The sequence below is a fragment of the Paenibacillus sp. FSL P2-0136 genome (assembly GCF_037975325.1).
GTDB lineage: Bacteria > Bacillota > Bacilli > Paenibacillales > Paenibacillaceae > Paenibacillus_AQ > Paenibacillus_AQ silagei.
The window spans coordinates 1,126,859-1,139,954 of the sequence record NZ_CP150244.1 but is presented as its reverse complement, the minus strand read 5'-3'; the positions used below and the strand labels follow the sequence as shown (position 1 = coordinate 1,139,954).

Annotated in this window: 13 protein-coding genes; 5 read left to right on the top strand and 8 right to left on the bottom strand. The window is 54.2% G+C overall.

Going from position 1 to position 13,096, the window contains the following annotated elements; genetic code table 11:
- The first annotated feature begins 194 nt into the window (after nt 1–194).
- Nucleotides 195–1,172 carry an SDR family oxidoreductase gene (locus NYE26_RS04845; RefSeq protein ID WP_036727572.1) on the top strand — a complete coding sequence of 326 codons (978 nt, stop codon included), beginning with the start codon at nt 195–197 and terminating at the stop codon, nt 1,170–1,172.
- A gap of 185 nt (nt 1,173–1,357) precedes the next feature.
- Here NYE26_RS04845 and NYE26_RS04840 read toward each other — a convergent pair whose 3' ends face one another.
- The 5 genes from NYE26_RS04840 to cysT form a co-directional block, all read right to left on the bottom strand.
- A complete protein-coding gene (locus NYE26_RS04840) occupies nt 1,358–2,140 on the bottom strand; it encodes an MBL fold metallo-hydrolase (RefSeq protein ID WP_036727571.1) in 783 nt (260 codons plus the stop codon).
- Nucleotides 2,141–2,339: 199 nt separating this feature from the next.
- Entirely contained in the window at nt 2,340–3,413 is a 1,074-nt protein-coding gene (locus NYE26_RS04835; protein ID WP_339254270.1) for a sulfate ABC transporter substrate-binding protein, read from the bottom strand.
- A 29-nt stretch (nt 3,414–3,442) separates the two neighbouring features.
- On the bottom strand, nt 3,443–4,507 hold the full coding sequence (gene cysA, locus NYE26_RS04830; RefSeq protein WP_036727567.1) for a sulfate ABC transporter ATP-binding protein: 1,065 nt from the start codon (nt 4,505–4,507) through the stop codon (nt 3,443–3,445).
- A gap of 2 nt (nt 4,508–4,509) precedes the next feature.
- Entirely contained in the window at nt 4,510–5,307 is a 798-nt protein-coding gene (locus NYE26_RS04825; RefSeq protein ID WP_036727565.1) for a sulfate ABC transporter permease subunit, read from the bottom strand.
- The gene (gene cysT, locus NYE26_RS04820; RefSeq protein ID WP_036727564.1) at nt 5,304–6,119 is read right to left on the bottom strand and encodes a sulfate ABC transporter permease subunit CysT; all 816 of its coding nucleotides are present in this window, start codon (nt 6,117–6,119) and stop codon (nt 5,304–5,306) included. Before cysT ends, NYE26_RS04825 begins: the two co-directional genes overlap by 4 nt.
- A 194-nt stretch (nt 6,120–6,313) precedes the next feature.
- Between cysT and NYE26_RS04815 the strand changes: the two genes are divergently transcribed.
- Nucleotides 6,314–6,715: a secondary thiamine-phosphate synthase enzyme YjbQ gene (locus NYE26_RS04815; protein WP_339257323.1), complete on the top strand. Its 402-nt coding sequence runs from the start codon at nt 6,314–6,316 to the stop codon at nt 6,713–6,715.
- A gap of 144 nt (nt 6,716–6,859) precedes the next feature.
- On the opposite strand, the gene NYE26_RS04810 is transcribed toward NYE26_RS04815, so the two are convergent.
- The 3 genes from NYE26_RS04810 to NYE26_RS04800 form a co-directional block, all read right to left on the bottom strand.
- Entirely contained in the window at nt 6,860–7,441 is a 582-nt protein-coding gene (locus NYE26_RS04810) for a TetR/AcrR family transcriptional regulator (protein ID WP_339254268.1), read from the bottom strand.
- Between the two features lie 3 nt (nt 7,442–7,444).
- The gene (locus NYE26_RS04805; protein ID WP_209876642.1) at nt 7,445–8,077 is read right to left on the bottom strand and encodes a YigZ family protein; all 633 of its coding nucleotides are present in this window, start codon (nt 8,075–8,077) and stop codon (nt 7,445–7,447) included.
- Between the two features lie 126 nt (nt 8,078–8,203).
- Nucleotides 8,204–9,559 carry a glucose-6-phosphate isomerase gene (locus tag NYE26_RS04800; RefSeq protein ID WP_036700477.1) on the bottom strand — a complete coding sequence of 452 codons (1,356 nt, stop codon included), beginning with the start codon at nt 9,557–9,559 and terminating at the stop codon, nt 8,204–8,206.
- A 260-nt stretch (nt 9,560–9,819) separates the two neighbouring features.
- On the opposite strand from NYE26_RS04800, the gene NYE26_RS04795 reads away from it, so the two are divergent.
- The 3 genes from NYE26_RS04795 to NYE26_RS04785 all read left to right on the top strand — a co-directional run bounded on the left by NYE26_RS04795 (nt 9,820) and on the right by NYE26_RS04785 (nt 13,062).
- A complete protein-coding gene (locus NYE26_RS04795; protein WP_327196471.1) occupies nt 9,820–10,719 on the top strand; it encodes an NAD(P)-dependent oxidoreductase in 900 nt (299 codons plus the stop codon).
- A gap of 669 nt (nt 10,720–11,388) precedes the next feature.
- On the top strand, nt 11,389–12,204 hold the full coding sequence (locus NYE26_RS04790; RefSeq protein WP_339254265.1) for an ATP-binding cassette domain-containing protein: 816 nt from the start codon (nt 11,389–11,391) through the stop codon (nt 12,202–12,204).
- 27 nt (nt 12,205–12,231) lie between these two features.
- On the top strand, nt 12,232–13,062 hold the full coding sequence (locus tag NYE26_RS04785; protein WP_339254263.1) for a hypothetical protein: 831 nt from the start codon (nt 12,232–12,234) through the stop codon (nt 13,060–13,062).
- Nucleotides 13,063–13,096: the final 34 nt, after the last annotated feature.

Here is a 13,096-nt window from a genome sequence, read left to right as displayed (position 1 = left end):
CCCCCGATCATGTCAACGGGGGGCTTTTCCGTTGAATCGGGCAAGAAATCAAGCAGAACAGTCAAATGAAAGGGTATCGGGCCGTCTATACTGATCTTATCCGGATAAGCCAAGCGGCGAAGCGGAAATCATCGTTGGAACAAGCTGCTTTGTACAGGGATTTAGAGGCTTGATTCTACAAGGAGGATACCGGAATGCGGATTTTTGTAACGGGAGCAAGCGGCTTTATCGGGTCGGCAGTGGTCCGGGAACTGCTTGAGGGCGGACATGAAGTGGCCGGGCTGGTACGCTCCAAGGAAGCGGCCGAGCGGCTGGAGGCGGCTGGAACGAGAGCTGTTCGCGGCTCTATTGAGAACACAGAGCTTTTGCGCCGGGAAGCAGCTCAGGCCGATGCAGTTGTGCATACGGCATTCTATCATAAGTTCTCCCATGCCGGCCTGCCGGCAAAAATGCGGATTATGCTGGGCGGAAGTCCGGGGCGGGCGGCGGCACGTTTCATGGCAGCAGCAGTCGGCACGGATTGCCGCGCCATTCAGGCATTGGGAGCCGGGCAGTCCGGGCGGTCTGGAGCGCTTGTAATTGCGATCCCCACTATGACGCTCACTCCCGGAAGGCTGGCGACCGAGGAGGATGCAGGAGATGCCTCATCTATCGGAGGAGGACGGGTGGCGTCGGAGAAGGCTGTGCTCGCACTTGCCGGATCCGGCGTCAGGGCATCGCTGGTACGTCTGCCGCCGATCGTATACGGCAACGGCGACCAAGGCGGCCTGCTGCCCTCCCTGATCCGGGCCGCAAGATCCAAGGGCGCTGCCGCCTATATCGGGCAAGGGACCAATCATTGGCCCGCCGTACACCGGCTTGATGCGGCGCGTCTATTCAGGCTGGCCGTAGAGCAGGCTCCGGCGGGCACGCGGCTCCATGCTGCCGGGGAAGAAGGCTTGCCCTTCAGGCAGATTGCGGAAGCGATTGCGCGGCAGGCGAGTGTGCCATCCAAGCAGATACAAATGGAAGAAGCCGCTTCGTATTTCGGCTGGCTGGGCCCGTTTGTCTCGACCGACAATCCCGTGTCTTCAGCATTGACCCGCGAGCGTTTCGGCTGGAACCCGCAGGAGCGCGGCCTGCTGGCCGAAATCGCACAGGGTGATTATTTTACAGGCCAATCGCTGCGTTAAGCAAACCCCATAAATGATCGTACAAAGAACAAAGTTACTGGCTATGGAGCATGGAGCCCATCCCCACAAAAGAACATCATAATTCCTAAACAACGAGCAAGAGCCTTCCAAAAAGTCAGTACAAACTAACTTTCTGGAAAGCTCCTTTTTGGGTTATCCGTGAACCTGTTGCTTCCCTTCAATACTCAGATCTGCTCCCGGCACAGCGGAAGCCTCATCCCTGTAACGGCCAGCGTAACCTTCTCCGGCAGAATATAATCCTTCTCCAGATTGATATCATGCGACATATGCGTGTAGACCGCGCGGCGCGGCTGAACGGTCTCCAGCAGGTCGGCGGCTTCGGTCATATCATACACAGAGCGGGTGGATAACTCAGCTGCCTCGTAATAAAAGCTGGTTCCCAGCACCAGCAGATCCGCTCCATGCATACGCCTGGTTTCCTCCGTGGTCAGAGAGATTGAGTCCGGGCAGTACACCCAGATATATTCCTCCTTCTCCAGCCTGTAGGCATAGGAGTAACCATTCTTGCCATGGTTCACCCGCCATGTGCTAATCTGCCAGCCATCCAGCGTAATGCCGTCATCGCAAGGGATCATGTCGATATGCCCGCTGAGCCACGGGTATTGGCGCTGGATGACGGGAATGACCTCCGCCGGAGCGTACAGCTCTCCCCGGAAGCCCATCCAGCGGCAGCTGTCTGCCCATTCCGGCAGCCCGCCGATATGATCGAAATGCGCATGTGTCACGAGCAGACGCTTCATGGTGCGGTGCCCCTGCAGCTCCATCTGTCTCCGCCAGTCCGGTCCGCAGTCAATCGCCAGGAAGCCGCTGCCGTTATCTATAAGCACAGAAGAACGCAGGCGGTTATTGCGCCCGGTGGTTCTTGCTTCCGTACAGGTCTCACAATCACAGTAGACCCGGGGTACGCCCATGGCATCCCCTGTTCCGAGGAACACTAATGTATCCATATGCCTGCCCACCTCATCATCTTTTTTCTCGAATATCCGTCAGTTCATTATAGAACAGGAGCCGGTCCTTTGCACCCCGGCCTGTAAGACAGTAAAGAGCTGCCCTTCAGCCTGATCCGGCCGGAGAACAGCTCTCTTAATCCTTCGCACTCCACACTAAGCAGGTGTCTTCTAATCCTCTTCCGTCTCCTCTACCCGCCTAGATCCCGGCCAGCACCTGATACCATATGCCCCGCTTGGAGTACAGCGTGGTGCGGACTTCCTCCCAGCCGCCAAGATAGCTGATATCGAACAACCCGGCAGGAACCGGATACTGGCTCTCATGTGCCGCATAGACCTGCTGGTTCACGGGACGGAAGCCGAACTTGGCGAATATCTCCTGCGCCTCAGGCGTCGTCAGATAATCGACCAGCGCTTCTGCGGCCGCACGGGTACCGTGCTTATCTGCGTATTTATCCACCACGGCCGCAGGATTCTCGATCAGAATCGTATTCTTCGGGATGACCACCTCATACTTCACACCCTCTGCAATCCGCGCCAGCAGCTCATTCTCATAAGTGACGATCACATCGCCTACGCCGTACTCGAAGGCAGCCATGGAGGCCCGCCCGCTTTTATCCAGAGATTCGACGTTCCTGTGTATGCTCTCCAGGAAGGCCTTGGCAGCCGCAGGGTCCTTCACCCCCTCCTGCTCCTCAGAACGCTTCAGGCCGGCCCCGTAGATCGCGTTGATGTCCCACTGGGCACCGCCGGAGGTCTTCGGATTAGGGTAGAGCACCTTCACCCCCGGCTTCGCCAGATCGGCAAAATCATGAATCCCCTTCGGATTGCCCTCCCGCGTTCCCAGGGCCACAACCGACCGCGTCACCATGCCCGCCTCGCCGCCTCGCTGCTTCCAGTCCTTCTCCACAAGGCCCGCCTTGACCAGCTTCCCGATATCGCCTTCCATGGCAAGCAGCGTGACATCCGCCTCGAAGCCGCCGGCAATTGCCCTCGCCTGAGTGCCTGAAGCTTCATAGGACTGCTGGAATACGATAGTTTGACCGGTATCCGCCTTCCACTTTTCCGCGAACCCGGGGAGAATCTCGCCCATGGCATCCTTCACCACGCTGTAGGCGCCCACCACAAGCGTTAGATCTCCCTGCGGCGGCGCACCTCCCTCTCCTGCATCCGGCTGCTCATTCCCGCAGCCGGCAGCGGTCAGGGCGAACACCGCCAGCAGTAAGACCGTCAGCCATCCGTGCAGTTGTCTGCTCCTTCTGATAAGCCACATACCGGCGACACATCCCACTCATTTATTTTTTAGATAAATACAGGCATCGGATCTTTCTTCAGCCCATTCTCCTGAATCCAGCTCCGTTCCTCATTGAACAGGTAGGCGCGGTGTACCAGCACAGATATTTCCTGGCCCGGAGTCAGCGTTTCTTTCTCCAGAGAGCGGTAGGTGACCAGCTTATGTCCATTGATCTCAACCTCCACCAGCCATTCACTGCCGCGGAAATGCAGATGCTTCACAACGCCCTGCTCCGTGGCCGAAGCTATTTTGAATTCATGCAGATGGCCCACCTCAATATATTCCGGACGGATCAGCGCCTTGGTCGGCTTACCGCCGCCTGCGCCTTCGAAGCCCTTCAGCTCGGAAGCACTCCCGATCAGCGTCGATTCCCCGATGAAGGTTGCCACGAACGGTGTCTTCGGCTCTTTATAGATATCCCAAGGCGTACCCTTCTGCTCCAGCCGCCCCTGGTTAATGATCATAATCTCATCCGCAACTTCAATCGCCTCATCCTGGTCGTGGGTGACGAAGATTGAGGTGATCCCGACACGTTCGATCAGCTCCCGCAGCCAGGAACGCAACTCCTGGCGGATCTTCGCATCAATCGCCGCGAACGGCTCATCCAGCAGCAGCAGCTGCGGCTCAGGGGCCAGCGCCCGGGCAAAAGCCACCCGCTGGCGCTGCCCCCCGGACAGCTGATGCGGATACCGGCTCTCGAAGCCCTTCAGTCCGGTCAGCTCCACCAGCTCGGTGACACGGTCACGGATGACTGACTTACTAGCTTTCTTGACTTTCAGGCCGAAGGCGATATTCTCGAACACCGTCATATGCTTGAACAGCGCATAGTTCTGGAAGACAAAGCCGATCTCACGCTCCTGCGGCGGAAGATGGTTCACCGCCCGGCCGTGGAAAATAATCTCGCCGCTGTCCGGCGTCTCAAGGCCCGCCAGCATCCGCAGGATCGAGGTTTTGCCGCCGCCGCTTGGGCCAAGCAGCCCAATCAGATGGCCTTTGGTAATGCCGAAATGGACATCCTTCACCGCATGAAAATCGCCAAAATGCTTATCGAGTCCCCGGACCTCTACATGCATAATTAGTGCCCTCCCTTTCTTCTCTTGCTCCATTCCATAAGCAGCAGCAGTCCTGCGGAGAATGCGGCCAGCACCAGTGCTATCCCGCCCGCAGCCGTAACATTGAAATTCTCGACATCCTGATAGACCAGTGTGGTGGCCGTCTGGGTCCGGTTCATAATATTGCCTGAGACGACGAGCACCGCACCGAACTCACCCAGTGAGCGGGCCACCGTCAGAATCACTCCATAGATGACCGCCCAGCGGATTGAAGGCCAGGTCACCTTCCAGAAGGTCGTCCAGCCATATGCGCCAAGTGTGGACGCGGCCTCTTCCTGCTGGGACCCGATCTCTTGCAGTACCGGCATCACCTCACGCACCATTAGCGGGAACGTGACGAACAGCGTAGCAATCACCATTCCCGGAAAAGCATACACAATCTTCACTCCAATTTGCTCAAACAACGCACCCAGCGCACTGTCCGGCCCGAGCAGCAGAACGATCATCAGCCCTCCGATAACCGGCGATACCGCATAAGGCAGATCCACGATGCTGTTCAGCAGGCTTTTGAGGCGCCGGCCCAGCCAGTTCGCCCGTACCAGATACAGGGCCGTCATGATCCCAAACAGCGTATTCAGCAGCGTCACAACCACTACAACATATCCGGTCATCAGCAGCGCATGCAGCGCCTCGGGCCGGGTCAGGGCGTTCCAGAAGCCGCTCCAGCCTTCGCTGAAGGCCCCCATTGTCATCCTGCCAAGCGGAGCTGCAATCAGGACGAAGAACACGAGGTAGGTCAGTGCAATCCACAATCTTCTCATGATCTTCTCCCCCGCATCTGCATGAGGCTGATCAGCCAGAGAATCAGGAAGGATAAGGTCAACAGAATGATCGACACCGCGGCAGCTCCCGCCGGATTATCACTTTCGACCTCACCGAAAATATAAACAGAAGACACCAGCGTTCGCCCCGGAATATTGCCTGCCACGAGAACTACCGCACCGAATTCAGCGAGCGCCCGCGAGAAGGCCAGCATCCCGCCGCCGATCATGCCAGGTGCCATAGACGGCAAGATCACCTGTAGGAAGACCCTGCTGGGCTTCGCTCCCATCGTATAGGCTGCCTCTTCTTCCGAAGCGTCCAGCTCCTCCAGCAGCGGCTGCACCGCCCGGATGACGAAGGGGAATGTGACGAAGACCATGGCAATCACAATGGCAGGCTGGTGAAAAACAATCGTGAAGCCCAGCGATTCCGCAAGGCCCCCAATCAGGCTTCCCGGGCCCAGCAGCAGCAGAATCATCAGTCCGCCAACCGCAGTTGGCAGGGCAAACGGGAGATCAACAAGGCTGTTCAGCAGCGCCCTGCCCCGGAACTTATAACGGATAAGGACCCAGGCGATCATCGTGCCCAGCAGCACATTCGTAAGAGCCGCAATGACCGCCAGTTTGAGTGTTAACAGGACCGACTTCCAGGCAATCGGATCGCTCACACTTTCAGTGAAGCTTCCGAGCCCGGATGAGAATGAATTGTAATAGACCCCAAGGATCGGAAGCACAATCAGAATGACGAAATACAGTACAACCGTTGATCTAAATCCCCAGGTCCAGCCCTTGTGCCTGATCAGCGAATTCAATGGTCAACCTCCCACCTCCGGATAACCGGTCGGTATACTCGACTTTAAGGTTTGATTATTCCTATTAATATACTTGGTTTAAAGTTATTCCTACTTTACCAAATACCGCTTGCTGCCGTCAATTACTTTGTTAGTTTTTGGGTTAAAGTATAAGTAGCACTTGTTATATCCAAACCAGAGAGGGGCTGTTCATGATGCTTCATACTATGGAGATCACCACCAGCAAACGGGATGAAATGCGGGATATTACCCGCGAGGTTCAGGCTTATGTGAAGAATAGCGGAGTTCTTAACGGACTGCTGATTGTCTATTGCCCGCACACCACCGCAGGGATTGCGATTAACGAGAACGCCGATCCTGATGTGAAGCGTGATGTGTTGATGTGTCTGGATGAGGTCTATCCCTGGGAGCATCCTAAATACCGCCATGCCGAGGGCAATACGGCTTCCCACCTGAAATCCATTACGGCCGGTCCTTCGCAGACCCTGATTGTTCATGAAGGGGCTGTGCTGCTGGGCCGCTGGCAGGGCATCTATTTTTGCGAGTTCGATGGTCCAAGGCAACGCCAGTGCCACCTCAAAATTATGGAAGGCTAGCACTGCCTGCCCTTGTAGAAGAGCAGCTGCGCATGGACCGCGAAGCTGCTCTCTATACAATTTATAGTTCCTGTAACACTTTCACCATGCAAAGTTATACCAATGCAACGCTCTAAAGTACGAGCTGTTAAAAAAAACAGCTTTTTATAAACTGCGGCTTAATACCTTGACATGTGTCAGGGCGGCTTCCTTCACATCTTCAAACAACACTTTATCCTGAATATAATACGAAATGAATCCGTGAGCCGATAAGAATAAGGTCAACGGCACGTTCTGCCAGTCCTCCGATACATATCCCTCTTCCTTCATATGACGGCGGACAATGCTTGCAAATAACTCGAAACATCGGCCCTGTTCTGCCCGACAATACGCCAGCAGCTCTTCGTCGCGGATCATGAACATGATCTCATACTGATACGGATGGTTCAGCCCGAACCGGATGAACTCCATAATCAGCTGCTCCACCCGGGTCATTCCCTCTTCAGGCGGAGAGGTCATTGCTTGATTCAGCAGCGAAGCCACATGATTGAAATCCTCAACTACAATGGCGTAGAAAAGTTCGGCCTTCTCTTTGAAATGGTAATACAGGGAGCCGTGGCTATAACCCAGGTGCTGACCAATGCTGCGCATCGAAATGGCACGGTACCCTTTGGTGATGAAAAGATGCCTCGCCGCCTCCAGAATTCTTTCTCTCGACAACTCCTGTTCCACTGCTCTTCTTGCCATAATCTATTCCCCTTCGCTGTAGTAAAGCCGCCGCCCTTCCGTAACGAGGGATTGCCCCTCCGTAAGATCGGTTATCCATGCGATAAATGCGTCACCTTCATCATTACGCGGAAGACACAGCAGTGTAACTTTATCCGTAAACAAAGTCTCTCCGGTCTGGATATTCCGGCCCCGCAGTGCATTCTCCACCTTGCCCAGCCAGGTGTACTCGATTTCCACGAATACCTCCCGTCTCAGCACACGTGTAATGACCTCTCCGGCTTCCAGCGCCAGTACAGCGCCATCGGTATAGGCCCGAATCAGCCCGCCTGCACCCAGCATAATGCCTCCGAAATAACGGGTAACTACAATAGCGACATTCTTCACCTGTTGGCTGCGGATTACTTCCAAAATCGGTTTCCCGGCCGTTCCACTCGGTTCCCCGTCATCCGACTGTCTCTGGATCTCATCCCTCTCCCCGATCATATAAGCAGAGCAGTTATGCGTAGCATTCCAGTGCTGCTTCTTGATCGAATCGATAAATTGCACAGCTTCTTCCTCGTTCTCCACCGGCATAACATGCCCGATGAAGCGTGATTTACGGATTACGACCTCCCGCGAGCCGGGGGTACGTACCGTCCTGTATTGTTCCAGCATTGTTGTCCATTCCTTACTTTGCATGTGATGACTTGATATATATTAGGAGCAGCCCTGGTAGTGGTTACCTATGGACTGCTCCCTGATGACTTACTTTACTATGAATGATCTGCGGTTAGAGTGGGACTATTCGGTAAGTCTTGCTTCCAGTTCTGCCTTTTCTTTCTCGTAGCCTGGTTTGCCCAGCAGTGCGAACATGTTCTTCTTATAGGCTTCAACACCCGGCTGGTCGAACGGATTCACACCCAGCAGGTATCCGCTGATCCCGCAAGCCTTCTCGAAGAAGTACACCAGATAGCCGAAAGTATACGGCGTTTGGTCAGGAATGGTAACGATCAGGTTCGGCACCTGTCCATCGGTATGCGCCAGCATAGTTCCCTGGAATGCCTTCTTATTAACGAAGTCCATCGTCTGGCCGGTCAGGAAGTTGAGGCCGTCCAGATCATCCGGATCATTCTCGATCGTTACATGATGCTGTACCTTCTCCACTTGAATAACCGTCTCGAAAATGTTGCGGTTACCCTCCTGAATGAATTGGCCCATGGAGTGCAGATCTGTCGAGAAGTCCACCGAGGACGGATAGATTCCCTTAAAGTCCTTGCCTTCGCTTTCGCCGTACAGCTGCTTCCACCATTCAGAGACAAAGTGCAGGGACGGCTCGTAGTTCACGAGGATTTCTGTCGTCTTGCCTTTGCGGTAGAGCGCGTTACGTACTGCAGCATATTGATAGCTCTGGTTCGTAGCCACATCGGGATTGTTGAACTCATCGGCTGCGGCTGCGGCCCCTTGCATCATTTCTTCAATGTTAATTCCCGCTACGGCGATAGGCAGAAGCCCTACCGGTGTCAGTACGGAATAACGTCCGCCTACATCATCAGGGATGATGAACGACTCATAGCCTTCTTCGTTAGCCAGCTTCTTGAGTGCGCCCTTCTCCTTGTCTGTTGTAGCGTAGATCCGTTTGCGTGCTTCTTCCTTACCGTATTTCTTCTCCAGTGCTGCACGGAAGATACGGAAAGCAATAGCAGGCTCGGTAGTTGTACCGGATTTGGAGATTACGTTCACGGAGAAGTCTTTACCTTCTACCAGGTCAAGCAGATGCGTGATGTAGGTAGAGCTGATGTTATTACCGGCAAAATAAACCTCCGGTGTCTTGCGCTTGTCCTTGGACAGGTTATTGTAGAAGGAATGCGAAAGCGCCTCGATAGCTGCGCGTGCCCCCAGATAAGAGCCGCCGATACCAATCACGATCAGCACTTCGGAATCACTCTGAATCTTCTTGGCGGCCTGCTGAATACGGGCGAACTCTTCCTTGTCATAAGCTGTAGGAAGATCAATCCAGCCCAGGTAATCGGAGCCTGCTCCGCTCTTGTTATGCAATTGTTCGTGGGCCAGCTTCACCGGAGCGGCGAAGTAGTCGATCTCGGTCTGGCTGAAGAAGGAAAGGGCTTTGGTGTAGTCAAAATTAATCTTCTTGGACATCGGTAATGGTAGCCTCCTGTTTATCTCTTTAGATTTGACACCGTGTGTTGCAACATTATAATCTAGAATACTTTAATTTGCCTTGACTGGCAAGGTCTTAAGGCATATCCCCGGCTTTCCGAACCCTGTTTATGAAAAAATAGCTGAAAGCGGTTACTAAGCAGATAAGCAGACCTGTTCTGTGGAACAGGCTGTAACCTTCTGATAGAATGAAGGCAAACTTAGTTTCTATAATATGATCTCAGGAAAGCAAAGGTGGAATTGAAATGAAGCACATCGGCTTTATCGGACTCGGAACAATGGGAGCACCTATGGCGTCGAACCTGCTGCGAAGCGGCTTTGAGGTTACGGTGTATAACCGTACAGCAGAGAAATGCAAACCATTGGAACAGGAAGGTGCGAAGACAGCCGCCACACCGCAGGCAGCAGCGGAAGGCAAGGATGTTATTATTACCATGATCAGCAACGATGATTCGATCCGTGAAGTCTTCCACGGTGACCATGGCATTCTCGCCACCCTTCAGCCGGGAACAACCGTAATCGATTCCAGCACCATCTCCCCCGGCCTTGCAAAGGAGATCGCTGCTGAAGTTGAAGCACGGGGCGGCAGCTTCCTTGATGCCCCTGTAACCGGCAGCAAGCCGGCAGCTATCGACGGCACACTGGTCTTCATGGTCGGCGGACATGCCGAAGTGATTGAGAAGCACCGGGATCTCTTCGACTCCATGGGCCGTCTGCTGCTGCATATGGGCGCTAACGGCAGCGGCGCTGTAGCCAAGCTGGCTCACAATGCCATGGTCGGCATTCACAATGTCGCGCTCGCCGAGGGCTTCTCCATTGCGGTGAAGTCCGGGGTACCCGCAGATAAGTTCCTGGAGCTGGTGAAGAACGGATCAGCAGGCAGCAAGCAGGCCGAGCTGAAGGGCCAGAAGATCATTGATAACGACTTCAGCAACCAGTTCTCCCTTGCCCTGATGCTCAAGGATCTCAAGCTGGCGTCCTCGCTCAGTGATTCCACTGGCGTCCCTTCCCCTATGCTCGGCGTAGCCAAGAGCATGTTCCAGGCAGGCTTCAACCACGGCTACGGCGACGAGGACCTGTCTGCTGTGGTCAAATCCTACGAAGACTGGATCGGCCGGAAGATCGGCGAAGGTAACTAATGTAACGGCGGCTTTTCCAGAATCTGTTTATGATGGTGTTTCACACACTATTGTAAACAGGGGAGGAAGTTTCAATGCTGACCTTTGAACTCGCCCGGCCTCAAGATGCGGCCATGTTGGCGGATGTACAAAAAAGAACCTGCCTATTGTGTTCGGTTTTTCACCTACATTTGGACCATGTGCCGACGCTCAGCCTATTGTGTTCGGTTTAATACGAAAATAAAAGTCGGGATGCGACTGATGCACCCGACTTATTTTCATTCCTGGGGGTGACAAGGCCTCTGTCTTGTCATGCCTGTTTTCCGCATACATTCTGTATATGTAACTTGTAATCAGGGCGCAGCCAGGCAGTATCGGCTGCGCCCTTTTACTATGCGAGCATGGCCTTCTTGTCAGGAGTGAGAACGCAAAAATACCGGTGATTTAATCACCGGTACGGGAAGTTTATTTTACAGTATATGTACAAAAAAACATACGTTTTCCTTGCGTTAACTATAAAATTAATATAGCACAGAAATGTCAACATAACAAGCATTTTTATGGAAAATGAAGAAAATAAATGATTCTCCCCCTGGCAGCCTGGCAGCAAGGATCCAGAAGGCGCCCGACGCGGCTGTCCCCCTCTCCTCCCCTGATGATATGATCTTCTGCACGAAGGAGGCGACTGATATGCAAATTAGACTGAGAGATATCCGTAAAAGCTTCAAGGTGTACAAACGGCCCGAAGGGAAATGGGGACTGCTGAGAGGAGCGTTTATGCGGAATGTTACCCAGGTGGACGCGCTCGGCGGCATCAGCTTTGATATTGAGGAGGGTGAACTGGTAGGTTACATTGGCCCGAACGGCGCCGGCAAATCCACCTCCGTCAAGGTAATGAGCGGCATCCTGACACCCGACAGCGGAGAATGCACTATCTTGGGCAAGATTCCATGGAAGCACCGCGTAGAGCATGTATCCCGGATCGGTGTTATGTTTGGCCAGCGCTCACAGTTATGGTGGGATGTCCCGGTGGCAGACTCTTTTGACGTGCTGAAGGATATTTATGCCATTCCTCCAGGCGACTACCGCTTAAGATTATCCGAGTTATCGGCAACACTTGGAGTGGAAGCGCTCTTAAGGACTCCGGTGAGACAGCTTTCGCTCGGGCAGCGGATGCGCTGTGAGCTGGTGGCAGCACTGCTGCACCGGCCGAAGCTTCTCTTTCTGGATGAGCCAACCATCGGACTTGATGCGGTATCCAAGCTCGCGCTGCGCAATTTTCTGAAGGAAGAGAACCGTAAGTACGGGATTACGATGCTGCTGACTACACACGATATGGACGATATTGAGGCATTATGCCAGCGGGTCATGGTGATCGGGCACGGCCAACTGCTCTATGACGGGCAGCTCTCAGGTCTGCAGCAGAAATATGCGCCGGAGGTCGTCATGAAAGTGAACACGGATGCGATGATTGCTGCTATGTACAATGACTTGGCTTTGGGTTAAGCCCATCCACCCATCAGGAGGTGCACAATGAACTTTAGAAATACATGGCGGGCCTGCAGCTCCCTCTTCCGAATCCGCATGGCAGAAGGGCTCCAGTACCGGGTGTCCGCCATATCTGGCACGATGGTCGGTGTGTTTTGGGCGCTTATAGAATGTGTGCTGTTCACCGTGTTCTATACATACAGCGAGAATGGCTCCTGGAACAATAACGGACTCAGCCTCCCTCAGGCCATATCCTATGTTTGGCTGGCTCAGGGGCTGTTTGTACTCCAGAGTATGAACATCGACAGCGAAATTATGGGCAAAATCAACAACGGCGACGTCGGTATCGAGCTGTGCCGGCCCATGAACCTGTACACCCACTGGTTTGTTAAAAGCTCGGCCGGCAAGCTCGGCACCAGTTGGATCAGGGGGCTGGCCACCGTACTCGCCGGGCTCCTGATGCCTGCCGGGTATGCCCTAGGGGGCCCTGCCTCATTGCCTGCACTATTCTATTTCCTTCTGTCGGCGGTTATGGCGTTTGTGCTGTGCTCGGCCTTCGCTATGCTTGTGACTGCGATCCGGCTGAATATCACTTGGGGGGACGGACCGACCTATATGCTTCTACTGCTAAGCGGCATATTGTCCGGCACCTACCTCCCCCTGCGGCTCTGGCCTGATTTCATGCAGACCTTCCTGTACCTGCAGCCGTTTGGCGGATTTGCCGACATCCCTCTACAGCTATATATAGGCAGCGTGGCTCCTGCCGCCGCATTGCCCGGCATCGGCTTACAGCTCCTCTGGAGCCTTATCTTTATCGCGGCGGGCCGGATGATCATGAAACGCAGATTACACAGCATTATCGTCCAGGGAGGGTGAGAGTAACGTATGCTTGCTGAAGGTAAAATTTATT

Coding starts and splice junctions, on each gene's coding strand:
- NYE26_RS04815 (WP_339257323.1), top strand. CDS start 6,314: ATGCTTCATACTATGGAGATCACCACCAGCAAACGGGATGAAATGCGG.
- NYE26_RS04825 (WP_036727565.1), bottom strand. CDS start 5,307: ATGAGAAGATTGTGGATTGCACTGACCTACCTCGTGTTCTTCGTCCTG.
- NYE26_RS04800 (WP_036700477.1), bottom strand. CDS start 9,559: ATGTCCAAGAAGATTAATTTTGACTACACCAAAGCCCTTTCCTTCTTC.
- NYE26_RS04805 (WP_209876642.1), bottom strand. CDS start 8,077: ATGCTGGAACAATACAGGACGGTACGTACCCCCGGCTCGCGGGAGGTC.
- NYE26_RS04840 (WP_036727571.1), bottom strand. CDS start 2,140: ATGGATACATTAGTGTTCCTCGGAACAGGGGATGCCATGGGCGTACCC.
- NYE26_RS04810 (WP_339254268.1), bottom strand. CDS start 7,441: ATGGCAAGAAGAGCAGTGGAACAGGAGTTGTCGAGAGAAAGAATTCTG.
- cysA (WP_036727567.1), bottom strand. CDS start 4,507: ATGCATGTAGAGGTCCGGGGACTCGATAAGCATTTTGGCGATTTTCAT.
- NYE26_RS04845 (WP_036727572.1), top strand. CDS start 195: ATGCGGATTTTTGTAACGGGAGCAAGCGGCTTTATCGGGTCGGCAGTG.
- NYE26_RS04790 (WP_339254265.1), top strand. CDS start 11,389: ATGCAAATTAGACTGAGAGATATCCGTAAAAGCTTCAAGGTGTACAAA.
- NYE26_RS04785 (WP_339254263.1), top strand. CDS start 12,232: ATGAACTTTAGAAATACATGGCGGGCCTGCAGCTCCCTCTTCCGAATC.
- NYE26_RS04835 (WP_339254270.1), bottom strand. CDS start 3,413: ATGTGGCTTATCAGAAGGAGCAGACAACTGCACGGATGGCTGACGGTC.